The following is a 25,905-nucleotide window of genomic DNA, read 5'->3' on the forward strand; positions in this document are numbered from 1 at the left end:
CCGTGCCGAGGACCTCGTTCTGGACACCGCGTTCTGGACACCGCTCTTTTCACGCCTGACCAGCGGAACCCCATCAATGAGGTCCAGAAGGACGACGGCTTCTCAGCTCAGCGCCAGCTTCCCTAGCCGCCGCCAGTTCATGGGGGCCCTCGTCCGGGGCACGCCGGGGCGGTGCCGCGGTACCCGTACGCGCAGGGCCCGGGGACGGATCGTGCATCGTACGGGCGTCGGCAAGGTCAGTGCCTCGCCGTCGACCCCGGCTTCGATCTCGGGCTCGTCCGCATCGATGACGACCTCCTGGGCGGTCAGGGTGGTGAGGCCGGGCGCGTGCCTCCCCGCGAGCAACTCGGCTGCCTGCGCGGCGTTGTCGACGTTGACGCCCAGGACGCCGAGGGCACCTGAATCCAGGACCTCACGGCGTCCGAGGCCGGCGAGGTCGCCCATCCGGTAGGGGTTGTTGCTGATGAGCACGGCCTGGGGTCCGTCGATGGCCATGTCCGTGGTGCGGACGGCCAGCCGGGGACCGCGTCGGTGGGTAAGCAGGTCGGGAAGGGTCTGGAGGATGGTGCGGACCTTGTCGTCGCGGTAGGCGGGACTTTGCACCACGGATGCGTAGGTGCCGAAGGACGCGTTGTTGACGAAGGCTCGCTCACCGATGAAACCGAGGTCGACGCGGAGTTCGACGCCGTCGGTGAGCGCGTCCAGGCAGGTCGACGGGTCGTCCCGGTCCAGGCCGAGGTCGAGGGCGAAGTGGTTGCGGGTTCCGGCCGGGATCACCATGAAGGGAATGCCGTGCCTGGCGGCGACTCCGGCGACCAGGGCCTGTGTGCCGTCACCGCCTGCGACTCCGAGAAGGTCGGCGCCGTCTTCGACCGCCTTGTCGGCGAGCGCGACCACGTCCTGCCGATGAGCTGTGTCGAGCAGGAGGACGTCGGCGTCGAGCGCCACGGCCTTCTCCCTGAGGTGGAACTTCCCCACCTTTCCACCGCCTGATAGTGCGTTCATGATGAGGAAGGGGTGCTTGGGGGGAGCAGTCCGCATCTCCGGGGGGCCGGTTTGCTCGATGTCCCTGCTGAGTGCCGCTCCGCCGACGGTAACTCCGACGGCCCACAAGGCAAGGGAAACGAGTACGACCCACAGCAGCTCCGCCCATGCGTAGAGCGCCAGCACCGCAAGCGGGGCGACGGCGGCCAGGGTGAAAGCGAGCAGTCTGCCGATTCCATGCTGGGTCAGTGCCCACCACAGGCTCGCTGCCGCTATGGCCAGCGCGGCCAGCCCGGCGCCCAGGAGCGCCAGGCTCTTGATTCCCGCGAACACGAGAAGGATCACCACCGCAGCGAGCACGGCGACGAGGGCAAGCCGTGCGGACCAACGCTGTGCGAGGCGACCGCGTCCCCCGGAGCCCCTGTGCATGGATCCTCCTGCCGGTCGGGGCACAGCCGACGCCACTGTGCGCGGCACCGCGTCCAGTGGCGATCCCAACCGTTGCCCGAGCGCGTGCGAGCGGAGCGGGTGAAGGGCGGCCAGCCCGGCATCGGGGCCTGTCCGGGGCCCGTGATTCGGGCGTCCGTCTCGCACCGTGCCCGGGACCCGGTGGGTGAACGGCTTCGCCGGACTACCTCGCGCGCGATCCGTTCTGAGCGTCGGACGCGGACTGCCACGCCTGCATACCCGCTCGAGACGCGTCCTTGGCCTGCTGCCACTTCATGGCCGCCTGCTGGGCCGGGGGCACGTCCATGTCGCGGATCATTTGCCGACCTGCCGTGAACACGGCGAAAGCCCCGATGGCCATGCCGGCGCATGCCACTACGGCACCGGCCGCGGTCAGCAGGGCACCGGTCATGACGAGCCGGGTGTCGATCTCGATCGTCCGATGGGACTGGTGGTGCTGGTTCATGACTCCACCATCCAACGGGGGGAATCACCTCGCATCCCGACCGACGGCGGGCGTGCCCTATGTGTGCCACAAGCGCAGGGCCCTCCCGTCCGCTGGACGGGAGGGCCCCTGACCTGGTGCTTCTCTGTGCCCCCGGCAGGATTCGAACCTGCGACACCCGCTTTAGGAGTTCGATCCGCGCCTGATCCTGCTGGTGTCGTCGACTGGTGCGGCGGCCGGGCAGAGTCGCTGACGTGCACCCCCGTCCGCCGTCGTTGATGTCAGCCACGGATGTCAGAACCTTCTGATCCGTAGCTCTACAGAGCTCGGTCATTGAAGGTCATGGGCGGCGTGGGGCGCCGCCGGTTGCTGGGGTTGCTGTACCTCGCTGCTGTACCTCAGCAGGGTCATTCGCTGAGGGCTTCCACGAGAGCCATGAAGATGCCCAAGCCGAAGACCACGAGCCCGATAACCACCAACGAGCAGCAAGAAGGGATTGCCGCCGTGGCCAACCCGAAGATGCCGGCGATGCAGACGGCTGCGGTCTCCGGGCGCTATGAAAGCTCGCGAAACATGCCTTCGATCGTCCTACGCTCGGAAGGCGATACGGAGGTGCCTGGGAATCCGTAGCCCATCCCAGATGGGGGCCGATCGCGGGGATACTCGTCGTATGCGTAACGTTGTTCAATCGAATCTCGAGCAGATTCAATGTCTGATCTCATGTCGTCGATGACGCCGACTCTAATCGCCATTGTTTCAACGTCGTCAACCCACTGATGATCGGAATCACGATCCTGCTCATTGCCGGACAAGTTCTCCAGCTCCTGCCGCAACCCAGACCAGACGCTCTCGTAAAACTTTTCACTAGGGTCGAAGTGTTGCTTTAGAACTGAGCCGTACGACTCAAAGAAATCCCTGAATGCCGTCACGTCATCTAGCGTGTACAGCGATTCGCCCCAGCTTTCGAAGGCCCATCGCAGATCATCTCGAACAGGATCCGGATCTTCTGCGTAGCGCATCATCAAGGCCACATTGAAGGGCCTCCAATCGTCCGGCTCCATATACCCCGAGGCTGAGCCCTTAAGAAGTTCGGTTGTCACTGCAAGGAGTTCATTGAATGATTTCCCTAGAAGCCGATGCGCTGGCTGCAGAGAGTTGAGAAGGGGTTTAATCGTTCGCTGGTAGATCCTAGCCAGTCCGCGTGGATCGGATTTACTGGCCTCCTTTTCTTTGGCGATGAGCTCTATCATCTTCCTGAGAATGGAGCTTGTGTGGCGAGTAACTGTTTCGGCGCAGTTCGGGAAGCGGAGCTTACCGTCAAGCTCAGATACCGCGTATACCAGGAGCGTGCCCACTTGAGCCAGATGCATTGCGTCCCAGATGATGGCCATCAGGTAGTCCGGCTCTTCGTCAAGGAAAGCGAGAGTGAAGTCACGCACGCTTGGATTTGCGTAGGCGATCATCGCGTCCCCGTCACCCCGTGTTTCCAGGCTGACAAAGGTGCCTTCTAGTACTCGAAGTGCGCTCGTATACTCCGTTGGCTTCGCCTCTTTTTTAACCAAATCCTTAAGGTCCCTGGAGCTGGCGCCATGAACAGGAAATGAGGCAAGTGTAAGCGTTAGCCGTTGCGCAAGATCCGACAATCCATTGTTGAATACAATTCTCCAAAGGTCCAGTGGATGGTCAAGCGTGTGGTTGAGAGTGCGCGCGAGTTTATCCGCCGACGCGTGAGGCCGCTTGATGACCAATTCCAGGATCCGCGGGGAGAAGTTTTCATGCCTAACGACTGTCCAGTAGGAAGAATTCTCTACGTACTCCCTGACGACTTCTCGTGACAGGGCAGAAAAGTAGAGATGATTGTACAGTATGCGGGCTCGTTGAATCGCCCCGTACTCGGCGATCTTTATTACGAACTCGACAACTCGTAAGTCTGCATGAGCGATCGGCTCGCTGATTAGTCGAGCTTGTTGAAGAATTTGCGATCTCGTAGTCATGACAAGCCGTTTGTCTGGGTTCCGCGCCACGCGGTCCATTAGGCGTATTACCGAACTGTCCTTCGCGCGCCTTTCGCTGAGGTCCGTTTGTCCGAGGAAATCGTCGTACAGGAACACCTGCTTGCGCCCCGACTTGTATGCCTCCCATGCGTCGTCAACGTCGGTTCCCACCGATACGATCTGCCAGTTTTCGTGCCAGTACCTTAGAGCGAGCATTTCGGCGAGCATGCTCTTACCGACTCCCGGCGAACCCGTTAGGACGACCACATGCTTATCGTCGATTAGTTCGTATGCCGCTTTGAAGCTGCTAGTTGGAACATACAGCTTCACACGATCCCTAATGTCCTCAAGCAGCGCCTCGCTACGCTCCCAGATGCCGCTCTGGACAATGCGTTCCAAAATGGTTGTCGAGGCGAGCCAAAGCTTAAAATGTTGTTGCTCTACTATTGGATGCCGCGTGATTAGGCCATTGATATCAGCTTGGGTCAGTAGGTCAGCGGTGTCAGAAAGCCACGGCTGGAGGTCACCAGCGAGGGTGTCTTTCTGTGTCCTGTTTAGATCTTGGGACGTGACGAAGAGATAGCGGTCGGGCTTCTCTTTGTCCATCTTTGGAACTTCCCGACGTGCCGACGCGCGAAGGTCCGAGAACGACGAGCCGAGGTAGTGCTTGCACTGGACGACGACCTTCCCTGCTGCCGTGCTCGCCCGTAAGTCGATGCCTCCGTCGCGACCACGACCGAACGCCTCCAAGCGCCAGCGATACTCGGCTTCGAGAAGATCACGAATCAATAATTCGAAGTCGTTAGGCGAGAGGGTGCGGAAGTCGTAGTCGGCCAATCTGCATGCTCCAACAGAGTTAGCGATCCGTCAGCATGCGCGCCGAGGGAAGGAGCATTAACTATACCGACGCTAGCGTCCGCCGCCGATGGTTTGTCAGATCACGGAGAACTGGCTTCAATGGGTGCTCAACTCGGCTGGTGCTGGCTTGAGCTGGGCTGACCTGCGTTCGATGTGCGCACCACCTGTCGACGTTGGTCACTGTCGGACGGCCCAGGGACAGCGTAGCGACGGGGTGCCTGCCGACGGCGGCGAGTAATTGATCAACCCCACGCCTCCAAGGCATGGCCTGCACCGCTCCGGGTTGAGAGGCTGAGCCGGTGACCGAGGATGAGGTTGTCGAGGTGTTGAGATCCGTGGCTCGGGGCAGGACCTTGCCGCCGCCTGCGACACCGGAGGCGGTAGCCGAGGCGGAACGCGCGCCCTAGCCCAGGGTTGACCGTTCAACCGGGAGTTAGAGGCGCCGGCCACGCTGAACCTCATGGCCGCGCAACCACACCAACGCCATCAGCCTGGCGAACTGCACGTTGCTCAGCCCGTAGAACGGCTCGATCTGCCCGAGACCCCGGCTGAGACCAGCCACGCGTCCCGGTCAACCGCCATCACTTCCGGGCTGCCGGGAAAACCTCAGAGCAGGTCGTATGGATACTCTTCATCCCAATACTCTTCATCCCCCTCTGACACCAGTTCATCGAATTTTCGTAGCAGCGGGAACCCCACGTCTGGCTCGACTGCGGCGATATAGCATGCCCAGCCCAAGAGGCGACGCCGACGCATCCCCTCTTCCCTGCCGCCGAACTCTGCCATATATATGTCGTAACCAAATTTCGATATGATGTGCAAGACCCACCGCATTTTACGCTTGAGCTTGCGTGGAATCCGAGGCCCGTCCGATTCTCCCACGTACAGGCCGGTAACGTATTGTGGACCGCCGCGGCGCATGAAAACGGTTTTACGCGTGTTCACCGACCAGCCAGCCTCGTCGAGAATTCGAGCGATATCCGTTGAGTGGCGGTCAGTAACGTCGCCGGAAAATGTGAGATCGTCCACATAGCGCGTAAACGACAACCCCTCCGACTGCGCATACTCGGCAAGGGTGTGGTCCGTGCTCAGGAAGGCCAGATTAGACAAGAGGGGCGACGTGCTGAGTCCGATAGGCAGCTTGCCGCCGATAGTGACGAGACTGACAGCAAAGTCTGCGGCCTTCCCTTCGTAACCTTGCTCTCGCAAGAGGGCCTTTATTGTTGCGGCGCTAATCGACGGAAAGAAATCCTCTAGATCCATACGCAATACGCACTTTTTGGCCAAGTGGTGACTGGCATTCGTGATCGTAGAACGTTCGCGAACGAATCCGTGAACATGATCGGGAGCCGCATATGAGAATTGCCTTGTGAAGCTCCGATACAAATTCTTACTAACGGTATCGAATGGCTGCTTCGGCTTGAATACTTCGCGCACTCCGCCGTGCTTCTTGCGGTATATTCGCTGCTCGTAGAGTCGGCCATCACCGGCAGGGATCTCCGAACTCAGCCACTCTAGAATTTCAGCCGATACGCCAGCTTGCTGCGCCAAGTCTTCAACCGAGTATGGCACTGACCCCTCCCTGCTGGGACGTAAGAAGGTAGGGCCGCACTCCCATGCAAGAGCTATCCTGCAACGCACGCGAACTCGCGCACAAAGATGACCGCGACCCTACCTTCGCCGGGATTTTACCATACATCAGTGAAGGGGGTCCTTTCGACTGGAGATTCGACCGTCCTCGAACGAATAGAGCATGGAGATAGACGGTTCAATGTTACTGAACGCTCTATAAAAGTAGGATTCCGCGCTCGTCGTGCGGTCCGCTTTAAGCCATCTGCTTACGGCTGCCATGACATAGTCGATGATGGCCGTAGACATGTAATCACGTTTGCCGACCATCGTAGTGTTTAGTCGTGGCAGCGAAACAGATTGCCCGGCCGTTTTGCGTGCCTGCCTGGTGACACTATCGGGAAGTCGGCTCAGGATTGACTTCATTTCTTCGCTTTGCTCTATGTAGCAAAGCAATTCAGCTTCACGGCCATGCCGGATCGATAGATCACTCAGCAATTTCACGTACATGAACTCGATTAGCTCGGATTCCTCGACGTTTGGAAAACTCTTTCGATTGGTTGTAACCATATATGTCCTGAAGAAGATTTTCCGCATGAGCTCTGTGAATGGACCGGAGACCTCTAGTGGATCGGTCGAGCTGTGAAAACCGTTCTCGCGAAATTTCTCGAAGCTGGGAAGTCCGGCCAAGCTTCTCCTTGCACATAGGTCTCTGTGCAAATCTCGAATTTTCTTCTCTATTTCGTCTGCATCTTCACCAAGCTCAACGGCGCCTACGATCAGTGGTTGAGTAGCGTTTCCGTTCCCTGACTCATCCATAAATAGCTTTACCACAATTAGCCTTCCGTGAGGCCAACAGAAATGCTGCCAGAACATCCACGTCGTCGCGCTAATGCAGCTGCAGTGTGACGACGTGGGCTCTGCACAGAATAGGGCAATATGCCCTGAGTCTGCTCCTGAACCGGTGAGGTGGTTGGTACTTGACTGGGATGGGTTGGGTGATTTGAAGCAGACCGAGCCGTTCTGCGGGCTGAGCGAGGTGCAGTTCGCCAGGAAGGCGGCGTTGGTGCTGCGCCGCGGCGGTCACGATCAGCATGGCCGGCCGTAGCAAGGCGAACGTTGACTGGCCCGCCCGCGCTATGAGCGGACCGCCAAACAACTTACGGAGTCTCAATGACTGAGTCAGGCAAGCGGGGCGCCGTCCAGGGGTTGAGGACGGCGCCCTTGCGGTGCAGCGGCTTTGCGGTCTGGCCTCATCCTTATCAGGTCGATCACAGGGGTCTACCAACGTCGGCCAACCGCCCGTGCGCCTTGGCCGATCAGCCTCTGGGGTCCGGCCTCGACCGCCGCTGTTCGTGCTTGTTGGTGTCAGCCGCTGATGTCATCAGCGGCAAGCGGTCTTGACGAACATCATGTCGACGTCCTTCAGGAAGAGCCGTGAACAGCGGGTTCGGCTCTGACCACTGCCGAAGAAGTGAGGGACCGGGCCTCTGACCTGCGCCCCTGCAATCGATCAACGCTGCTACCTGCGGCTTAGCCGTCGATAGTTGTCAGTGTTGGTCGTCGTTGAGCACCCTCGGACGGCCCGGAGACGGCCCCGGCCGTCATGAGTCATGGCGCCGGGTGCCCAGCCCGCATGCCGCTACAGACCGCGTAGTGCCTCGTACAGATCGTCGTAGGCTGTCCAACAGTCGATACTGCCGTCGTCGTACAGGCTTCCCATGTACCAGTCGTCGTCTTGAACGGGCTTCACGAGGCACAGACTGTGGAACCCGAGAATGATCTCTGGGTGCAGCCCTCCGGGGCTCCGGCGCCGGCCACCCACTGCACTGCCCGGTTTGGATCCAGCGCGATAGCCTCCCGGTCTCCGGATACGTCGCGGATCCGCTGGAGGGTCCAGCCTGGGGGGAGTTGCGCGTCTGCCATCCTCGGATGATCTCACCCGCCAGGTGCGGACCACCGCTTTAGGAGCGAGGTTGGGCGATCACGAGCGTGACCTGAGGATTCCTTACCCTTGCCGGAGTCTGGCGGCGAGTGCTCCTAGACACCCCGAGTCCCCGTGAGTGCCCGTCCGTTCTGGCACGGAAGTGGCACGGTCTCGGATGGCCTGTCGGTCCCGGAGGGATGTGCAGGTGAAGGGGGCTGGTGCTCCGCGGCTCGTCTCTGCTTATCAGGTCGATCATCACGGGCCCGTGTACCTGTAAGGCCACAGCCGGGCCGTGTCAGACTGTTCGCCCGACAGAGAGTAAGGAGCACCTCAAGTACCTCGTCGAGAGGGTGCTCAACGAGATCGAAGCCGGACCAATGACTGGATCAAATTCAACATCACCATAGTCAGCGGCAACGATGGTTCATCGGCCCCGGCTCTGCGCTTCCTCTTCCCAGCCCAGCGCTACGATCTCGACCGGGGCTCGAATGCCTAGCAAGTCCTCTGCTATGTCTCGGTTGAGACGCGCGGAAACAGGCTGCGCACCATGGGCTTCCTCAACGTGCGCGGACAGTCCCTCAAATACACTCCGCAGGGTTCTCCTGGCATCTTCGGACACAGCTTCGGCGTGAGATGCGAGGAGTTGCGCCTCTTTTTCGGCGCGTTCCTGCTCGCGCTCCTTGACTTGGCGACGCTGCTTCGCAGCGACGACTGCACTCGCCCAGGCCGCAACGGTACTTACTGCCGCCACGGCTATCGGAAGTGTGGGGTCCATGATCATCACCTGATCGCTGCGAGCCAGACCGCTGAGGTACCAGAGACTATGGCGAGACTGGCAGGAGCAACAGCCCAAGCGACCGTCTCGCCGGTCACGGCGTGCTTATCTGCATCTTGTAGCACGCCATATGCCATCAGGGTAACTGCCAGGGCTAGCGCACATGTGATCATGTTGGCGATGTATGCGCCCGCAGCCTTGCGGGTCCGCTTTTTGTCCCCACACAGCGTGTTGAAGATCGCGTACGCAAGGTCACCGAGGCCGCCAATCCCGATCAAGAAGCCTGTTAGTGCAAGCTCAGGACTGATGATGGCGTGGACTGCAGTCTTGTTACCCATCAAGACAGGTAACTGAAGTACTGCTAGGCCGATCACAGTGACAGTGCCGGTCCAGATCAGAACGCGTGCCAAAGTGTCATCCAGCACGTCCTCGCCACCGCCGCGAGTCGCCATGCCGAACTCCCTCTCATCGGCATTTGCCTGGGATAAGACGGCCGTCAGTCCCTACCTATGACCATAAATCCCGACCTCGCCTCAGGCATCCGGAAGCTCTTGGACGCCGCCTGCTGTCGAGCTACACCTCAGCCCGTCACTCGCCTCAGCTCCCATCCCGTCCGCCGTCGACCCACACACCGTGGAGCGGGCGTGGTTCATGGCGTCCAGGTGGAGCGCGCCACTGTACGAACGACCTGGACGCCATGGGCCGCGTCTGCTCGGCTCTGCCTGGGTCGATGGTGGACGGGATGGGAGCACTCCGCGCACGCCACTACGGGCCCGCAGTCGCGAACGGCGCCCCCTCCATCCCGGTGCCGGCCGATCCCCGCCGGAGGCATCGTTCTGACCGTGGCCTGCCCGTTTAGGTTTCTACTCAGGGCCGTAACTCGCTTGCGGCCCCAGGGGCCGACCCCGGCGCCGTAGGCGCAGAGGGGTCGGGCCCCAGGGGCCAGCCCGCGCCTCGCGCGGGCACTTGAACCAGTAGAGAAAGTTGTAACTCAGTCGGGCTCTGGATCACTGGCGTGGGGTCTGAACTGTTCTGCGCAGGCTGGCAGTTCGGTGTTCTGGCGGTGTGCGAGGGGCAGGAAGAGCACGGGTCGGGCGGTCCATGTGATGCGTGTGGTGGCGTTGTTGACCGACACGGTGCAGGGCTCGGAGCGGAGTAGGGCTTCACGGGTTGTGATGCGGCCGTCGTACAGCCAGTCCCAGGCGGCTTCGGCTTCTGCCGGTTCGAGTGCGGACGTGATCGAGCGGAGTGCGATGGCGATCCAGCGGTCTGCCTGTGCGGCGGAGTAGGCGTCGAAGCAGCCGAGGAGGGCCGGTCGTCGGGTCTGGGCGAGGTCTTCGGTCCAGCATTCGCACCAGTAGCCGGGGGTGAGGTCGTTCACGTGATTGCTCCTGGCGGGTAGGCCACGATCACGTAGCGGGTGCTCTCGTCGTGCAGAGTGAGTTGGTAGGCCGTGCCGGTGGTCAGGTAGGAGAGGGCTCGTTCGTGCTCGGGCTCGTCCGTCAGCCAGTGGCGGCCCGGCTGGGCGTACGCCGTGTCGAGCTGGTCAGTGACGTTTCTCGTGCGCTCGCGCAGCCAGCGCAGTGCCAGGCGGGGGCTCGCTGCGTTGTGTGATCCCAGGAGGATTGAATGGTTCTCATGGACGGGATAGGCCACAGCCCAGCAGCGGTACGAGCTGCTCTGTCCCTCCGCAGCTAAGTCCTCCGTGGCCGTCGGCGTCAGCACGTGTGGCCTCCCGGGCGGGTGTCCGTGAAGAGTTCCGCGGTGACCGTGTGGCCGACCTGGGAGTCGTGGACCACGACCCGGTGGGCGAGGGCGCTGACCATGCCGAGGCCTCTTCCGTGCACCGCCTCCTGGTCGGGTTGCTCGACCTTTGGGGCGGTCCCGGTGCCGCCGTCGTCCGTGACGGACACGGCCACCACCTGCGAAGAGACCGCGAGCGCCAGATGGAAGCTGCCCGATTCATGGCCGCTGGCGGTGTGCAGGATTGCGTTCGCGCTCAGCTCGCTGACGATCAGTTCGGCGTCCTCGGCGAACGGCGATCCGCGCAGGATGTCCCGCGTCCAGCGGCGGGCCCGGCTGACCTCTTCCGGAAAACCTGGGCAAGTGAGGCCCCAGACCCGGGCGGTGCTCGTATACTCGTGCATACAAGTTCCTTCGTGCTGGTAGGCCGCCATGTGCAGCGGGTTCGGGCTAGACGAGTTTCACGCCGTCGTGGGCGCGGATGGCCGGCGGGGACGCCGCGTCGAGAGCGTCCAGGACGCGGATCGCGTACGCCTCGTCGGCGAGGTCGGTGACTTCTTCACGGGTGGCCCAGCGCAGTGCCCGGGTCTCGTCCCCGGTGGTGGGGGAGCCGTCGGCGGCCTCGCAGCGGAAGACCAGCGAGACGATCAGGCCCGTCATGTTCTTGTAGACGCCGGTGAGGGTCGCGGGAAGCGCGATCTTGACGCCGGTCTCTTCGAGGACTTCCCGCTGAAGGGCCTCGGGGAGGGTTTCCCCGCGCTCGACGATGCCCCCCGGGGGTTCCCACTGGCCGTTGTCGCGCCGCTGGATCAAGAGGGCGCGGTCCTGGTCGTCGACGATGACTCCGGCAACGCTCACGGAGTGCGGACGGTCAGTGCTCACGTTCCTCGGCCCTCTCGGCTGGCTAGGCTCTCCACCGTAGCAACAACACTCGCCCACTCGTCTAGATACCTAAAGGAGTACTCGTGACGTCACTCCCGAGCGTGCTCGGAGATCTCGACCCCACGAGCGATCGTGCGGTGTTCCGGCAGATCGCCGACCAGCTGCGCGAGGCCATCGACCGTGGGCGCTTCAAGGAGGGCGAAAAGCTCCCCTCCGAGGCCGAACTCGTCGAGCACTACGGCGTTTCCCGGATGACCGTCCGCAACTCCTTCTCCGTCCTCCAGGGCGAGGGCCTGGTCGCCGCCGAGCACGGCAAGGGCGTCTTCGTCCGGCCGCGCCCGCCCGTGCGGCGGCTCGCCTCCGACCGCTTCGCCCGGCGCCACCGCGAACAGGGCAAGTCCGCGTTCATCGTCGAGGCAGACGCTGCGGGCAGTCACCCCCAGGTGGACAGCCTGGAGGTCAAGGAGGAGAAGGCCAGCCAGGACATCTCCACCCGGCTCGGCTCCGTACGGCGGGTGCTCGCTCGTCGGCGTCGGTATCTGCTGGATGGCCGGCCCGTGGAGTTCGCGACGTCGTACCTGCCGCTCGACATCGCCCGCGGCACGCAGATCGCCGAGCCCAACCCCGGTCCCGGCGGCATCTACGCCCGCCTCGAAGAGCTGGGCCATCACCTCGACCATTTCGAGGAGGAGATCCGCGCCAGGATGCCCTCGCCCACCGAGGTCAAGACGCTCCGGCTGGCCTCCGGCGTGCCCGTCATCCACCTCATCCGCACCGCGTACGACACCGAGGGGCGCGCCGTCGAGGTCTGCGACACGGTCATGGCGGCAGACGCGTACGTGCTGTCCTACCAGCTCCCGGCGACGTGAACGCGGACCGCGCCGTGCCCGGCGGAGCGTGGACAGGTGACGACCGCGAACACAACGACGCCTGTCACGACCGCTGGTCGCAGGTGCAGAACAGGCCCACTCACCAGTCCGGATACCGGGATGACTGGTACGACGCGCAATGCGGCGGTTGCCGGTTCTGGGTCGCGCTGAGTGGGGAGCTGGGGCGGGATTGGGGAGTCTGCACTCATCCTGGCTCCGCGTTCGACGGGCGAGCCCGTTTCGAGCATGACGGTTGCGAGCTCTTCGCCATCCGGGAGGACGGTTCCTTCGGGTGAGTTCGTGTGGGTTCGAGCGGTGCGCGGGGCCGACTTCCCGAACTCGTACAGCCCAACAGGCATACTCGTATAGACGAGTGGGCAAGTTGTGTGGCAGGGTGGTCCATGTTCCCGGAGAGATCGGGTTCGAAGGCTGCATCTTGTATAGACGAGTAGATAGGAAGAAATCTTGCGCACCATCCGTGTGGAGACCTCCGCCGCGACGATCCTGCTCACCGAGGCCCCTGAGCCCAAGGTCCGCGACCGTCAGACCGGCGAGAGGGCGACGGACGCCGTCAGCGGTGAGCCGCTGATGACGCTCGGCGTCGTGTACATCGAGGAGGGGGAGTCGTCCCTGATCAAGGTCACCGTTCCGGAGGGCGGTGTCTCCGACGGGCTCGCGCTCGGGGCGCCGGTCTCGCTGCCGGGGCTCGTCGCCCGGCCGTGGGAGAGCGTGTTCAACGGGCAGCAGCGGCACGGCATCGCGTTCCGCGCCGCCGCCGTCACTCCGGCCGCGTTCCCGGCCGCCATGGGGGCCACGGCCTGATGACCGATCTGGCAACGCTTCTGGAGGTGGGTGGTCCTGTCGCCGCGCTCGGCGGCGGGGCTGCCTACGCCCGGGATCGACACCCCGGCGTCTACTGGTCCACGGTCGGCCTGCCGATATCCACGGCCCGGCTGCTCAGCTCCTACGGCTCGGTCATGGAGGCGTGCGGCCTGACCGTCGCTCCCTCCCGGCTGCGGGTCCTGGCGGTCAAGGCCACCACCCGCCGTGAGGTCCGGCCCGTGCCGCCGCGCCGGGGCATCATCCGGCCCACCTCGACCGGGTTACGGCTTCGACTCCGGCTCGCCCCGGGACAGGAACCCGCCGACGTCGCCGCCTCGGCCGAACGCCTGCGGCACGCCTGGGGAGTTCACGCTGTCTACGTCACGACCGTCAAGCCCGGCGTGGTTGAACTGCGACTCGTCGGCTTCGACGTCCTACGGCGGGTGCGCATGCCTCGCAAGATCGAGACTGGGTTCCTCAAAGTGCCCGTAGCCCTGCGGGAGGACGCCACAGCCTTCGTACGCGACTACCGCACCGTCCCGCACCAACTCACCCTCGGCGCAACCCTGTCCGGCAAGTCTATGTACCTGCGCCACCTCGTCGCCGGACTCGCCTCGCAGCCCGTCGCCCTGGTCGGCGTCGACTGCAAGCGCGGGGTGGAGCTGGCACCGTTCGCCCCGCGACTCTCCGCGCTGGCCACCGATTCCGAACAGGCGGCTGAGCTGCTGCCCGTGCTCATCAAGGAAATGGAGGACCGATACGACCTGATCAAAGCCCGGCAGGGCATCGCACCGGGCATCCCCGACGAGGAGATCACCTCGGACATCTGGGGCCTGCCCGACCACGAACGTCCCGTACCGATCGTGCTGTTCGTCGACGAGGTGGCCGAACTCTTCCTCGTCGCCACGAAGAAGGACGAGGAACGACGCGACGAGATGGTCACCCAACTCATCCGGCTCGCCCAGCTCGGCCGGGCCGCCGGTATCTACCTGGAGGTCTGCGGGCAGCGCTTCGGCGCCGAACTGGGCAAGGGCGCGACCATGCTCCGGGCCCAACTCACCGGCCGCGTCTGCCACCGCGTCAACGACGAAGCCTCCGCCAAGATGGCGCTCGGCGACATCGCCCCCGAGGCCGTCTCTGCCGCCTGCGCCATCGCCGCCGAACGGCCCGGCCTCGCCGTTGCGGGCGACACCTCCGGCGGCTGGTCCCGCATCCGCACGCCGTACCTCTCCCTCGGCGACGCCGCCGAGATCTGCCACCAGTCGGCCCACCTGGTCCCCGACCTGCCCGCGCTCAAGCCCTTCCGGCCCGACGTGGCCGTACGACCCATCGAGTCCCCGGCCCCGACCGTCCAGCCGCACCCGCTGACCGACTGAGCCGCGCCCTGTCTCCCCCCCCGGTCGGCGTGACCGCCTCGCGCCAACTCCCTACCCCTGCCATGCCTGAAACCCGGAAGGAGCCGCAGCATGCGCGCCCAACTGGCCCGCGTCGACGCGGTACTCGTCCAAGCGGTCATCGCGGCAGCGCTGTCCTTCGCCCACCTGCACGACGTCGCCTCGGCGGCCGGACAGGACGGATGGAAGGCCTGGGCCTATCCGATCTCGGTCGACCTGCTGCTCGTCGCCGCCTGGCGCCGACTGCGCTCCGGCGACGCGAAAGCCGCTGGCTGGTGCTGGTTCGTCATCGCCCTCACGGCGTCCCTCGGGGCAAACGTCGCCACCGCCGGACTCCTCGACATGGACGCCGTGCCGGCCTGGCTCCGCATCCTCGTCGCGGGCTGGCCCGCGGTCGCCTTCCTCGGCGGCACGCTCCTCGCGCACTCGACGCCAACGGTGGTCGACGAGGACACCGAGGACCAGGAGGACGCCGCCGAACCCGCCCCCGATCCGACACCCGCGCTCGACCCGGCTCCGGCAGCCGTATCCGTCCCAACCGCCCTCATCGACCACGCCCGCAAAGTCGCCGCCGAACACCACACCCGCACCGGCACGCCCATCGACACCCCCACTCTCCGCGCACGCCTCGGCATCCCGGCGCCCATGGCCGAGGCCATTGCCGCCCACCTCTGAAAGGAGATCCGGTGACCGCCAACCGCCGCTTCCGCTCCGTCACCCGCATCGGCCCCGTCCAGGTCGGCACGTCCTACGACGGCCGGGGCCGCGAGAAGCACACCGCCGCCTGCATCGCCCCGCGCTGCGGTTTCTCCGCCGACTACGACAGCCGCGCCGCCGCCGAGCTGGCCGCCCGCACCCACCGCTGCCCCGTCCGCTGAAAGGACCTGACCCCCGTGACCGTCAGCCTGCCGCTCGTCTTCGTTCTCGGCTTCTTCGCCTGGGGAGCGGTCAAGTTCCTCGGCGTCCGCACCTGGATCGTCGTCCTGATCGCTCTGTTCGGCTTCTGGCTCTCGCACACCTTCATGGCTCCGGCCATCGAGTCCGGCACGCGCTCCGGCGTGGACGTCATAAACGGCTCACATAACTAGACGAGTAGGCAAGGAGAGCTTCGCCGTGTTCCTGCCCAAGTACCCCGACAACCCGACCCCACCACCCGCACACACTCACGCCCCGGCCGATCCGGCGCCCGTACGCCGCTCGCTCCCGCCGCTCTCCATCAACACCGGAACGGTTGCGGCCGTCCTCGTCGGTGGCGTCGTGCTGACCGCGCTCCTGGCCGCCGTCGCCGTCACGGCCATCTCTGTCGCCGTAGCCGCCGTGGTCCTGCGCTCGATGCTCCGCGACCACCACCGTCGCTGACCGGCATGCAGCCTCCGGGGCGGCCTCGATACCGCCAAGCATCCGCCGCCCCGGGGCCTCTCCCGTCTGACCAAGCCAGCCAGAAGGAGACAGCCATCTTCACCCGCACCACCCCGCCCCCGCTCCCTGAACTCGGCCAACTCGCCTCCTCCGGCAGCCTGCCGGGCCTGATGCAACAGCTCTCCGGCCTCGGCGGCTGCACCCACCCGATCCGCCTCGACGGCCACCGCACCGAGTACGACGTCAACACGCGAACCGGTGAAATCGGCTCTGTCCTCCACTACCTCAACTCGTCCACCCTCCCGGCCGGGCAACTCCTCGTCCGCTGCAACAACCGCCGCACCACCCGCTGCGAGGCCTGCGCCGAGGTCTACCGCCGCGACACCTTCCACCTGATCAGCGCGGGCTTGCGCGGCGGCAAGGGCACCCCGGAACACGTCGCCGCCCACCCCCGCGTCTTCGCCACCTTCACCGCCCCGAGCTTCGGCCCCGTCCACAACCGCCCCTCCAACGGACGTGCCTGCCGCTGCGGCGTCCACCACGACCAGGACGACGACGTACTCGGCACTCCGCTCAACCCGGAGACCTACGACTACGAATCTGCAGTCCTCTGGAACGCCCACGCCGGACCGCTCTGGCGGCGCTTCTCCACCTACCTGCGCCGAGAGGTCGCGAAGCGAGCAGGCCTGTCGCAACGCCGCTTCCGTGAGCACGCGCGCGTGTCCTTCGCCAAGGTCGCCGAGTACCAGAAGCGCGGGGCCGTCCACTTCCATGCGGTCATCCGGATCGACGGCCCCGGCGGGGGTGACACCCCGCCCCCGCCCTGGGCAACGGCCGACCTGCTGACCGACGCCATCCGCACCGCCACCACCAAGACCCGCGTCGACGGCCCGGTCCTCGACGACCGCGCGCACACGTTCACCTTCGGCCGCCAACTCGACGTCCGCACCATCCGCAGCGCCGACTTCACCGGCGGCCAAGAACTCACCGAACGTGCGGTCGCGGCGTACATCGCCAAGTACGCAACCAAGGGCGCCGAGACCGCCACGGGAGCCCTCGACCGCCCGCTCAAGTTCGTCGCCGAACTGGCCCAGCTCGACATCAGCGACCACGCCCGCCGACTGATCCGCACCGCCTGGACCCTCGGCGCACGCAAGGACCTCGAACACCTCCGCCTCCGCGCCTGGGCCCACATGCTCGGCTTCCGCGGCCACTTCTCCACCAAGTCCCGCCGCTACTCCACCACCCTCGGCGCCCTCCGCACCGCACGCGCCGAATGGCGCCGCGCACAAGCCACCGCAGCAACGACCACCGAGCACGAGACCGACACGACATACGTCCTCTCGCACTGGGCCTTCGCCGGAACCGGTCTCTCCTCGGCCGAAGCCTGGCTCGCCGCATCCCTCGAACCCGCCCCCGGAACAGAAGGAGAGCCAACTCATGCGTGACGACGAGCTGTTGACCGTGCCCGACGTCATGGCGCGCCTCAAGCTCGGGCGGTCCACGGTCTATGACCTGATCCGCTCTCGTCGCTTGCCCTCGATCACCATCGGCCGGTGCCGTCGGATTCCGGCACGGGCGGTCCGCGAGTACATCACCAACGAACTGGAGGCAGCCGCCTGATGGCCAAGCAACGCAAGCGCAACCCCAACGGCGCGGGCACGATCACCAAGCGCAAGGACGGCCGCTATCAGTGCGCGGTCTACGTGCTTCAGCCCGATGGCACCACCGCCCGCAAGTACGCCTACGGCAATACCTGGGAGGAATGCGACGCCAAGCGTCGCGTTCTCCTCGCCAAGGTCGCCTCCGGCATCCCCGTCCCAACCCGCTCGGCCAAGCTCTCCGAGTGGCTGCCGTACTGGCTGGACAACGTGATCAAGCCTCGGCGGAAGCTCAGCACGTACGACAAGTACGAGGCGCACGTTCGGCTCTACCTGGTGCCCCGGATCGGCGCGAAGCGGCTCGAAGGCCTCGGCGTGGCCGACGTGCGCCGCTTCCTCGTCCGGCTGGAGAAAGAGGCCACCGCAGCCACAGCCAAGGAGTCCCATCGTGTTCTGCGTTCCGCGCTGACCTCCGCATGCCGCGAGGAACTGATCACGCGCAACGTCGCGAAGCTCGTCGAGCCGCCTCGCTCGGCCAATCCGGAACTCAATCCCTGGAGCCTGGAAGAGACGCTCGACTTCCTCGCCGCATCCCGCGGAGATCCGCTGTACGCGGCCTTCGTGCTCGCCATCGCGATGGGCCTTCGCCGGGGCGAGATCATCGGCCTCCGCTGGTCCGACCTCGACCTCGACAACCGCGTCCTCTACGTCCGCCAGCAGACTCAACGCCGCCGGGGCGTCCTGTACGACGACGATCCGAAGAGCCGCCGCCGTCGGGCCGTTCCCCTGCCCGCGCTCTGCATCGCGCCCCTCCGCTGGCACCGCATGCGGCAGGCAACTGCCCGTGCCAAGGCAGGGGACCAGTGGAGGGAGTCCGGCTACGTCTTCACCACCCGCACCGGTCGCCAGGTTGAACCGCGGAACCTCTACCGCTCCTTCACCCGCGTCGCCAGCTCGGCCGGCCTCCGGGCCATCCGGCTGCACGACGCCCGGCACGGCACGGCCACCCTCCTCACGGCCGCCGGAGTCGCGCCCCGCGTCGTGATGGAGATCCTCGGGCACAGTCAGATCAGCATCACCATGGACGTGTACACGCACGTCGTGCAGGACACGCAGCGCGAGGCCATGAGCCACATGGACCGACTGCTCAGGAAGCGCCCCGGTCGTCAGTGACCGCCCTCGTTGATGTCAAAAGTAGATGTCAAAGGCCCCGGACCAAGATCGGTCCGGGGCCTTTGCCCTGGTGCCCCCGGCAGGATTCGAACCTGCGACACCCGCTTTAGGAGAGCGGTGCTCTATCCCCTGAGCTACGAAGGCGTGTGGATTTCTGGGAGACCCGGCGACTAGCGTAGCGGATGTGGGGTTGCGGGCGGCAAGGTTTCGGTTTTCGCAGGTCAGGGGGAGGGAGCGTTGGTTGCGGGGCAGGGGGAGGGGGCGTCAGTGGGGGAGACGGAGCTGTAGGCCGTCGAGGACTACCTCCAGGCCATAGGCGAATTTGGTGTCGCGGAGGGCGGCCGGGTCGACCGGCGCAGCCGTGGCGTAGGCGTCGGACAGGTGGTCGTGGTCGGCGGCGGCCTGCTGGGCGGCGGGCATCAGGCGGGCGATGAAGTCGGCCTCCGTCTCGCCGGAGCGGGCGACCGTGGTGAGCCAGGCTGCCTCCGTGGTGCTCATGCCGATGACGTACGAGAGCACCGTGTCGATGGCGCGACTCGGCTCGGGGAAGCCGGCGGCCGTGAACAGGGCGGCCAGGCGTTCCGAGTACGACATGAGGTTGGGGCCCAGATAGGCGAGGCCCGCCTGGCCCAGGACCGAGGACAGCCAGCGGTGGCGCAGGGCCGTCGCGCGGAAGGACTGGGCGGCCCCCGTGGCGGAGGCGCGCCAGTCGGGGGTGTCGGCGGGCGGGACCGTGATCTCGGCGAAGACCTCGTCCACCGCGAGTTCCATCAGCTCGTCCTTGGTGGCGACGTGCCGGTAGAGAGAGGTCGCGCCGGCGTTCAGGCGGGCGCCGAGCTTGCGCATGCTGAGCGCCTCGATGCCGTCCGCGTCCAGCATGACGATCGCCTCGCGGACGATCGCCGCCCGACTGAGCGCCGGCTGGTCGGGCTCCTTCTGCTGCCGCGTCCATACGGAGGGGATCGGGGCGGAAGGAGGCGAGGCGGAGGGAGTCGAGGCGGAGGGGGTCGAGGCAGGAGGGGCCGGGTTCGCGTGCTGCGGGAGCCGCGGATCGGTTCCGTTCCCGTTCCCGTCGGGCTTCCCGTCCGGCTTCCCGTCCGGCTTCCGGTTCGTCTTGGCGGCGGCCATGGCGCGCTCCTCTGGGACCAGTACTGCGTACGGCGTTCGCAAAGAGCGTACATCGATAGGGGGTTGCGCACACTGTTCCGGGCTGCGTACAGTGTTCGCAACGAAGGAACAGCGTGCGCAAGCCGAAAGGGAAGCTCATGGAAACCCGTAACCCCCGTCGCTGGTGGATCCTCATCGTGCTCTGCCTCAGCACGCTGGTCCTGGTCGTCGACAGCATGGCGCTCACCGTGGCGGTGCCCTCCATGACCGAGGACATCGGCGCGAGTGCCCAGGACACCCAGTGGATCCTCGACTCCTACATCCTGGTCTTCGCCGGGCTCCTGCTGACTTCAGGAAGCCTCGGTGACCGGTTCGGCCGGCGGAAGATAATGATCATCGGGTTGCTGCTCTTCGGGGCGGCCTCGCTCGCCGCCACCTTCTGCACCAACCCCGGCGAGGTCATCGCCGTACGGACCGCGATGGGCGTCGGCGGGGCGCTGATCATGCCCTCGACGCTGTCGATCCTCATCACCGTCTTCGACGAGGAGGAGCGCGGCAAGGCGATGGCGGCCTGGGGCTCGGTCTCGATGCTCGGCCTCGTCGGCAGCCCGGTGCTCGGCGGCGTACTGATCGACCACTTCTCCTGGCACTCGATCTTCTTCATCAACGTCCCGGTCGTCGCCCTGGCCGTCCTCGCGGGCCTCACCCTCATGCCCGAGTCGAAGGCGCCCTGGCAGAAGGCCGACCCGCTCGGCGCGGTGCTCTCCGCGGTCGGCATGACCGCCCTGGTCTGGTGGATCATCGAGCTCCCGCAGCACGGCGCCCTCGGCGGCCACGCCGGCATCACCCTGGCCGTCGCGGTCCTCGCCCTCGTCGGGTTCGTGGTCTGGGAGAACGTCACCGCCGCGCCGATGGTCCCGCTCGTTCTCTTCAAGCACCGCAACTTCAGCGGCGGTTCGCTCTCGCTCTCGCTGGTCCAGATCGGCAACGGCGGCCTGCTGCTGGTCCTCACCCAGTACCTGCAGTTCGTGCTCGGCTATTCGCCGGTCAAGGCGGGCCTCGCCTTCGTGCCGCTGGCCGTCGCCGCGCTGGCCGGCAACACGGCCGGTGCCCAGCTCACCGCGAAGATCGGCCACCGCTTCGTGATCCTCGCCGGAATGCTGCTGATGGTCGCCTCCTTCGCCCTGCTGACCACGGTCTCCGTCGACTCCGGCTTCACCGTCCCGGCGGTCGCGCTCGGTCTGCTCGGCCTTGGCGCCGGTCTCGCCATGCCGGCCGCGGTGGGTGCGCTGATGGGCACCATCCCGGCGGACAAGGCGGGCGTCGGCTCCGCCCTCAACGACACCATCCAGCAGGCCGGCACCGCGCTCGGTATCGCGATCCTCGGCTCGCTCCTGTCCAGCGGCTACGCCGACGAGATGCCCGCCGACGCCCCCGCGCAGGCCAAGCAGTCCATCGCCGGTGCGCTGGCCGTCGCCCACGGCGACTCGGGCCTGGTGCACGCCGCCCGGCAGGCCTTCACCGACTCGATGTCGACCACCTTCACCGTCAGCGCGATCGGCGTCCTCACCGCCGCCGTCCTCGCCACCCTGGTCATGCGAGACAGCAAGGACAGCAAGGACAGCAAGGGAGAGCAGGCCACTGAAGCCCCGGCCCCGGCGGAGGAGCTCGCCGTCTGACCTCCGCCGACAGCAGCACTTGACCCCCTGCCGACACCACCAGTCGAGGCCGGTGCCCCAAGGCACCGGCCTCACTCACGCGTTCGGCACCCGCCGGAACCGCCCCGCCACCCGCAGATCCGCCTCGATCCGGGTGGCCGCCGCGTGCAGTTCGGGCAGCACCTTGTCGGCGCACTCCTCGGGCGTACGGCGGCTGCTGTGCATGGCGACGTTGACGGCGGCCACCACTCGGCCGCCACGCTCGCGCACCGGTACGGCGATGGAGCGCAGCCCCTCCTCCAACTCCCCGTCGACCAGGGCGAATCCGTCCTCCCGTACGCGGTCGAGGAGAGCCGTCAGCCGCTCCGGATCCGTGACCGTGTACCGGGTCAGGGGCCGCAGTTCCCCCAACTTCCGTTCCGTGGGCGGGAGATCGGCCAGGATCACCCGGCCCAGCGAGGTGGCGTACGCGGGCAGTCGCGAACCGACCGTGACGTTGACGCTCATGACGCCGCTGGTGGCGACGCGCGCCGTGTACTGGATCTCGTCGCCCGTCAGGATCGCGAGCGACGCCGAGTCCCGCAGCCGCTGCGAGAGTTGGGTCAGGTGCGGGGTCGCGATCTGGGGGAGCGATGTACGGGACAGCGGCGGGAAGCCGAGGCCCAGGACGCGGGGTGTGAGCCGGAAGACGCGGCCGTGCGCGGTGACGTATCCGAGGTGCTCCAGGGTGATGAGGGCGCGCCGGGCGGTCGCACGGGCGAGTCCGGTGGCCTGGGCGACCTCGGTGAGCGTCAGTTCGGCGCGGCCGTCGCCGAAGGACGTGATCACGGTCAGCCCGCGGGCCAGCGACTCGATGAACTCCCGGCCCAGCTCCTGCTTGGAGGCGCCGGTCCAGCCGGCGAGCCCCGAGGGGGCGGCCGGTTCGGCGGGCGGCGCCTCGCGCAGCTCGCGCTCCATCGCGGCGACGGCCGCGCGCAGTCGAGGCAGCAGCGTGTCCCGCAGATCGGCCGCGCTGTGCCGGCTGGTGTGGCTCACCACGCTCACCACGCAGGCGATACGACCGCTGCCCGCGTCCCGCACCGGTACGGAGAGGGCGACGAGGCCCGGCTCGATCAACTGGTCGTCGAGCGCCCACCCGGCCTCCCGCGCCTCGGCCGTACGCTCCTCGAAGTCGTCGCCGGAGGTGGGCTGTTGACGCCGTACGGGATCGTCCTCGTCCCCTGCTTCGTCGATCGGCCGGCTGCGCGCCGGTACCGTCGGGAACCCCCGGTCCTCCGGGTCGGCCGCCCGGCGTTCGTGCCAGCGCGCCCACTCCGTCTCGCCCCACTCGGTGGCGAACAGCGGTCCGGGGGCGGTGCGTTCGGCGGGCAGCAGGTCGCCGATGCGGAAGCTCAGCGACATGGCGCGGCGCCGGGTCGCCTGGTGGATGAAGCGGATCCCGTCCCGGTCGCCGACCGCCAGGGACACCGACTCGTCCAGTTCGTCGGCGAGGGCGTCGGCGTGCGCGTCCAGCAGGCGGGGGAGGCGCAGGGCGGCGAGGTAGGCGTTGCCGAGTTCCATCAAGCGCGGGGCGAGCACGGCGTCCCGGCCGTCGAGGCGCACGTATCCCATGCGGGCGAGGGTCGCGGTGATCCGGTCGACGGTGGAACGGGCGAGGCCGGTGGCCCGCTCAAGACCGCTCAGGCTGGACACTCCGTCGGCCTCGGTCAGCCGCCGCAGGACGGCGATCCCGCGCATGAGGGGGGCGACGGCCTCGGCGGGTACCGCACTCTCCGAAGTGGCAGGCACCGCGCTCGGCGAGGAGGCAGGCACCGCACTCTCCGGGGTGGGGGCCGGCACGGCGTTCGGTGACATGGGCTGGCTCTCCGTTGCGGATCTCTCAGAAGAGACACCGTAGTGCGTACCCGGTCCTTCGAGCAGGTCGGACGGCACACCCGACGGGCTCAGCGCCGCGTCACATGCACCCGGTAGTCCCCGGCGGGATCCGCCCCCGCCACCGTGATGGTGATGCCCGTGCGGGGGTCCTTGAAGGACTCGCCCGGCTCGAAGGGCGCGTCGGAGAGTTCCGCCTGGACGTTGGGGCTGCGAGTGCAGCCGCCGCTGTCGCGCCGGGAGTCGTAGACGGTGACCGGGCCGTTGCCGGTGTCGACGTTCGCCTCGACCTTGTAGATGAGGATGCCGGGGCGGCAGACCGCGGAGTCGTTGCCCTCGCGGGTGCGCAGTTCGAGGGCGTACCCGCTCTTCCTGCTGATCGGGACGAAGACGAGCTTGGCGCCGCCGGGCCGGGCCAGCGGCGTGAGCGTGTACTCGGTGGTCCCGGGCGCCGCCGCGCAGCTGACCTGGGACTCGTCGAGCCAGCCGAGCTTCCACTTGTGCCAGCCGAGCAGGTCGTTGTCGGCGCCCCAGTCCTCGCTCATGATGTCCCAGTGCCCCACGGCGGAGCCGCCGTCCGCCGTGTAGAGGTCGGGCAGGCCGAAGGTGTGGCCGTTCTCGTGCGGCAGCACCCGGTAGCCGGTGTCCCCGTAGGAGCCGGAGCCGTCGTCCTGGCGGCTGTAGACGAAGGACGCGTTGGCGACGGGGACGCCGTCGGCGACCGGCGCCTCGGTGTTCCCGGCGAAGGTCACGGACAGGACGGTGTCCAGGGCGGAGGGGCCCGCGTTCGGGGTCATCAGGACGTTCACGAGGTCGTACGAGCGGAAGTCGACCGTGGGATCGGCGGCGGCCACGATGTCCTGGACCAGATCGCGGTAGCCGGGGTCGAAGGGGGCGCCGCGCTCTATGCCGTAGGCCCTGAAGGGCTTGGGCATGCGCAGCCAGTGGGGGATCGGGGCCTGGGGGCGGTAGTCGAGGCGGCCGTACGAACTGGTGGCGAACCACTTCTGGGTCTGCGGGAAGAACTCGTGGAACCGGTCGAGCGCGCTGCCCTGACCGGGCGCGTCGGAGAAGTCGACCATGAGGTTGAGGGCCCGGACGGTGCCGGTGGAGCGGGAGTAGCCGGTCTGGGTCGGCAGGCCCTCGGACATCTGGATGTCCGTCGAGCCGTTGATCATGCAGGGGCCGAGCGCCGTGGTGCGGGCCAGCGCGATGGAGCCCGCCGTGGCGGAGCCCGCGCTCAGGTGCCCGGTACCGGCGGAGGTGCTGACCGCCAGTGTCAGGACGGTCACCGAGGCGAGCGCGACCACGCGGCGCGGGCGTATCCGACGTCTGGCGGGCTGCACGCGACGGCTGGTCGGCTGCATACGCGGGGCCCTTCGCTCCACGGCAGCCGCCGGTCGCCGACTGCACCCTTTCGATCACCCTGTGTCGAGGGATGCGGGTGCGCGCGCTGGAGTCGACCGATCGAGGGGTTTCCGTCCACGGACCCCGATGTGCATGTGACCCAGGTCACAGCAAATCAATCGAAGAGTGGGAAATAACCGGGGATCGTTTCCCCGTTTAGCCATGTGTCCGAGCGAAACGGGGATCTGCTCCCCGGATCGTGAAGGTCACCTGGATCACTGGCTCAACTGAGGAGTACGCCGTGGAGACCGCCACCCCCGTGAAGCGCCGAGTGCCCCGGCCTCGGGCCGACGCCCTGCGCAACCGGGAGCGGATCGTCGCCGCCGCCGTGGAGATGTTCGTCGAGTTCGGCCAAGAGGTGCCGTTCGACGAGATCGCCCGCCGGGCCGGCGTGGGTAACGCCACGGTGTACCGCAACTTCCCGGACCGCGAAGCGCTGACCCGCGAGGTCGTCTGCTCGGTCATGGACCGCATGTCGGAGCGGATCGAGACGGCGCTGGCCGAGGACGGTGACGCCTTCGAGGCGCTCAGCCGCTTCGTGCATGCCTCCGCCGAGGACCGCATCGGCGCGTTGTGCCCCATGCTCTCCGAGAGCTTCGACAAGAACCACCCGGACCTGCTCGCCGCGCGCGACCGGGCCACGGAGCGGACCGAGGAGCTGATGGAGCGCGCCCGTGCGGCAGGGCAACTACGCCCCGACGTCGAGTTCGGCGACCTGATGACGGCTCTCACCCAGCTCACCCGGCCGCTGCCCGGCACCGCGTGCCAGGGCATGGACCGCTTCGTACACCGCCATCTGCAGCTGTTCCTGGACGGCCTGCGGGCACCCGCCCGCTCCGTGCTGCCGGGCGTGGCCGCATCCGTGGAGGAGCTGCGACGAGCCGTGTCCTGAGCATTCCCGCAACCGCCCCATCGCCCTTGGCCAGTTCCACGACCGATCAGGACCAGACCGACACGGCCGATTAGTTCGGCGCCCGTCACCGGTCTCCACTGGCACCAGAGTTTCCGGCCGTCAGCGC

26 protein-coding genes, 1 tRNA gene and 1 pseudogene are annotated in these 25,905 nt (G+C 66.5%); 14 read left to right on the plus strand and 14 right to left on the minus strand.

Annotation, left to right across the window (positions count from 1 at the left end; all coding sequences use genetic code 11):
• Positions 1 to 102: 102 nt before the first annotated feature.
• The 5 genes from AB5J56_RS25950 to AB5J56_RS25970 form a co-directional block, all read right to left on the minus strand.
• Positions 103 to 1,413, minus strand: a complete 1,311-nt coding sequence (locus AB5J56_RS25950; RefSeq protein WP_369235485.1) for a diacylglycerol kinase family protein — start codon at positions 1,411 to 1,413, stop codon at positions 103 to 105.
• Between the two features lie 202 nt (positions 1,414 to 1,615).
• Positions 1,616 to 1,897, minus strand: a complete 282-nt coding sequence (locus AB5J56_RS25955; RefSeq protein WP_369235487.1) for a hypothetical protein — start codon at positions 1,895 to 1,897, stop codon at positions 1,616 to 1,618.
• Between the two features lie 533 nt (positions 1,898 to 2,430).
• Positions 2,431 to 4,707 (minus strand): restriction endonuclease, encoded by a 2,277-nt coding sequence (locus AB5J56_RS25960; protein ID WP_369235489.1) that lies wholly within the window; start codon positions 4,705 to 4,707, stop codon positions 2,431 to 2,433.
• Between the two features lie 627 nt (positions 4,708 to 5,334).
• Positions 5,335 to 6,300, minus strand: coding sequence for a reverse transcriptase family protein (locus AB5J56_RS25965; protein ID WP_369235491.1), 966 nt, complete (start codon positions 6,298 to 6,300; stop codon positions 5,335 to 5,337).
• A 126-nt stretch (positions 6,301 to 6,426) separates the two neighbouring features.
• Positions 6,427 to 6,987, minus strand: coding sequence for a hypothetical protein (locus AB5J56_RS25970; RefSeq protein ID WP_369235493.1), 561 nt, complete (start codon positions 6,985 to 6,987; stop codon positions 6,427 to 6,429).
• Positions 6,988 to 7,291: 304 nt separating this feature from the next.
• Here AB5J56_RS25970 and AB5J56_RS25975 point away from each other — a divergent pair.
• Positions 7,292 to 7,402: pseudogene (locus tag AB5J56_RS25975) on the plus strand (IS5/IS1182 family transposase); the annotation flags it as partial.
• A 1,602-nt stretch (positions 7,403 to 9,004) separates the two neighbouring features.
• On the opposite strand, the gene AB5J56_RS25980 reads toward AB5J56_RS25975, so the two are convergent.
• From AB5J56_RS25980 to AB5J56_RS26000, 5 genes are all read right to left on the minus strand, one after another.
• Positions 9,005 to 9,451: a hypothetical protein gene (locus tag AB5J56_RS25980; protein ID WP_369235495.1), complete on the minus strand. Its 447-nt coding sequence runs from the start codon at positions 9,449 to 9,451 to the stop codon at positions 9,005 to 9,007.
• A gap of 539 nt (positions 9,452 to 9,990) precedes the next feature.
• Complete coding sequence (locus AB5J56_RS25985; RefSeq protein ID WP_369235497.1) at positions 9,991 to 10,380, minus strand: hypothetical protein; 390 nt, start codon at positions 10,378 to 10,380, stop codon at positions 9,991 to 9,993.
• Positions 10,377 to 10,724 (minus strand): hypothetical protein, encoded by a 348-nt coding sequence (locus AB5J56_RS25990; protein WP_369235499.1) that lies wholly within the window; start codon positions 10,722 to 10,724, stop codon positions 10,377 to 10,379. The genes AB5J56_RS25985 and AB5J56_RS25990 overlap by 4 nt, the downstream gene beginning before the upstream one ends.
• Positions 10,718 to 11,146, minus strand: coding sequence for an ATP-binding protein (locus AB5J56_RS25995; protein WP_369235501.1), 429 nt, complete (start codon positions 11,144 to 11,146; stop codon positions 10,718 to 10,720). The genes AB5J56_RS25990 and AB5J56_RS25995 overlap by 7 nt, the downstream gene beginning before the upstream one ends.
• Before the next feature lie 46 nt (positions 11,147 to 11,192).
• Positions 11,193 to 11,600 (minus strand): NUDIX hydrolase, encoded by a 408-nt coding sequence (locus AB5J56_RS26000; protein ID WP_369242781.1) that lies wholly within the window; start codon positions 11,598 to 11,600, stop codon positions 11,193 to 11,195.
• A 107-nt stretch (positions 11,601 to 11,707) separates the two neighbouring features.
• Between AB5J56_RS26000 and AB5J56_RS26005 the strand changes: the two genes are divergently transcribed.
• From AB5J56_RS26005 to AB5J56_RS26055, 11 genes are all read left to right on the plus strand, one after another.
• Positions 11,708 to 12,493: a GntR family transcriptional regulator gene (locus AB5J56_RS26005; protein WP_369235503.1), complete on the plus strand. Its 786-nt coding sequence runs from the start codon at positions 11,708 to 11,710 to the stop codon at positions 12,491 to 12,493.
• 14 nt (positions 12,494 to 12,507) lie between these two features.
• On the plus strand, positions 12,508 to 12,789 hold the full coding sequence (locus AB5J56_RS26010) for a DUF3027 domain-containing protein (RefSeq protein ID WP_369242783.1): 282 nt from the start codon (positions 12,508 to 12,510) through the stop codon (positions 12,787 to 12,789).
• Positions 12,790 to 12,958: 169 nt separating this feature from the next.
• Positions 12,959 to 13,315, plus strand: a complete 357-nt coding sequence (locus tag AB5J56_RS26015; RefSeq protein ID WP_369235505.1) for a hypothetical protein — start codon at positions 12,959 to 12,961, stop codon at positions 13,313 to 13,315.
• Positions 13,315 to 14,691: an FtsK/SpoIIIE domain-containing protein gene (locus AB5J56_RS26020; protein WP_369235507.1), complete on the plus strand. Its 1,377-nt coding sequence runs from the start codon at positions 13,315 to 13,317 to the stop codon at positions 14,689 to 14,691. Before AB5J56_RS26015 ends, AB5J56_RS26020 begins: the two co-directional genes overlap by 1 nt.
• A 90-nt stretch (positions 14,692 to 14,781) precedes the next feature.
• Positions 14,782 to 15,384 carry a DUF2637 domain-containing protein gene (locus tag AB5J56_RS26025; protein WP_369235509.1) on the plus strand — a complete coding sequence of 201 codons (603 nt, stop codon included), beginning with the start codon at positions 14,782 to 14,784 and terminating at the stop codon, positions 15,382 to 15,384.
• Between the two features lie 11 nt (positions 15,385 to 15,395).
• Complete coding sequence (locus tag AB5J56_RS26030) at positions 15,396 to 15,587, plus strand: mobile element transfer protein (protein WP_369235511.1); 192 nt, start codon at positions 15,396 to 15,398, stop codon at positions 15,585 to 15,587.
• A gap of 15 nt (positions 15,588 to 15,602) precedes the next feature.
• Positions 15,603 to 15,797: a hypothetical protein gene (locus AB5J56_RS26035; protein ID WP_369235513.1), complete on the plus strand. Its 195-nt coding sequence runs from the start codon at positions 15,603 to 15,605 to the stop codon at positions 15,795 to 15,797.
• 25 nt (positions 15,798 to 15,822) lie between these two features.
• The gene (locus tag AB5J56_RS26040) at positions 15,823 to 16,068 is read left to right on the plus strand and encodes a SpdD protein (RefSeq protein ID WP_369235515.1); all 246 of its coding nucleotides are present in this window, start codon (positions 15,823 to 15,825) and stop codon (positions 16,066 to 16,068) included.
• 170 nt (positions 16,069 to 16,238) lie between these two features.
• Entirely contained in the window at positions 16,239 to 17,516 is a 1,278-nt protein-coding gene (locus tag AB5J56_RS26045; protein ID WP_369235517.1) for a replication initiator, read from the plus strand.
• The gene (locus AB5J56_RS26050) at positions 17,509 to 17,691 is read left to right on the plus strand and encodes a helix-turn-helix domain-containing protein (RefSeq protein ID WP_031056340.1); all 183 of its coding nucleotides are present in this window, start codon (positions 17,509 to 17,511) and stop codon (positions 17,689 to 17,691) included. The genes AB5J56_RS26045 and AB5J56_RS26050 overlap by 8 nt, the downstream gene beginning before the upstream one ends.
• Positions 17,691 to 18,842: a tyrosine-type recombinase/integrase gene (locus tag AB5J56_RS26055; RefSeq protein ID WP_369235519.1), complete on the plus strand. Its 1,152-nt coding sequence runs from the start codon at positions 17,691 to 17,693 to the stop codon at positions 18,840 to 18,842. The genes AB5J56_RS26050 and AB5J56_RS26055 overlap by 1 nt, the downstream gene beginning before the upstream one ends.
• A 68-nt stretch (positions 18,843 to 18,910) precedes the next feature.
• Here the strand turns inward: AB5J56_RS26055 and AB5J56_RS26060 are convergent.
• Positions 18,911 to 18,986 (minus strand) — tRNA-Arg (locus tag AB5J56_RS26060).
• 120 nt (positions 18,987 to 19,106) lie between these two features.
• Positions 19,107 to 19,970, minus strand: a complete 864-nt coding sequence (locus AB5J56_RS26065; protein WP_369235521.1) for a TetR/AcrR family transcriptional regulator C-terminal domain-containing protein — start codon at positions 19,968 to 19,970, stop codon at positions 19,107 to 19,109.
• A gap of 137 nt (positions 19,971 to 20,107) precedes the next feature.
• Here AB5J56_RS26065 and AB5J56_RS26070 point away from each other — a divergent pair, with 137 nt between their 5' ends.
• Positions 20,108 to 21,628 (plus strand): MFS transporter, encoded by a 1,521-nt coding sequence (locus AB5J56_RS26070; protein WP_369235523.1) that lies wholly within the window; start codon positions 20,108 to 20,110, stop codon positions 21,626 to 21,628.
• A gap of 75 nt (positions 21,629 to 21,703) precedes the next feature.
• Here AB5J56_RS26070 and AB5J56_RS26075 read toward each other — a convergent pair whose 3' ends face one another.
• Together AB5J56_RS26075 and AB5J56_RS26080 are read right to left on the minus strand one after the other, a co-directional pair.
• Positions 21,704 to 23,344 carry an IclR family transcriptional regulator C-terminal domain-containing protein gene (locus AB5J56_RS26075; protein WP_369242785.1) on the minus strand — a complete coding sequence of 547 codons (1,641 nt, stop codon included), beginning with the start codon at positions 23,342 to 23,344 and terminating at the stop codon, positions 21,704 to 21,706.
• A gap of 206 nt (positions 23,345 to 23,550) precedes the next feature.
• A complete protein-coding gene (locus tag AB5J56_RS26080) occupies positions 23,551 to 24,846 on the minus strand; it encodes a M6 family metalloprotease domain-containing protein (protein WP_369235525.1) in 1,296 nt (431 codons plus the stop codon).
• Positions 24,847 to 25,127: 281 nt separating this feature from the next.
• Here AB5J56_RS26080 and AB5J56_RS26085 point away from each other — a divergent pair, with 281 nt between their 5' ends.
• On the plus strand, positions 25,128 to 25,778 hold the full coding sequence (locus AB5J56_RS26085; RefSeq protein WP_369235527.1) for a TetR/AcrR family transcriptional regulator: 651 nt from the start codon (positions 25,128 to 25,130) through the stop codon (positions 25,776 to 25,778).
• Positions 25,779 to 25,905 lie beyond the last annotated feature (127 nt).

It is taken from the genome of Streptomyces sp. R21 (genome assembly GCF_041051975.1).
GTDB lineage: Bacteria > Actinomycetota > Actinomycetes > Streptomycetales > Streptomycetaceae > Streptomyces.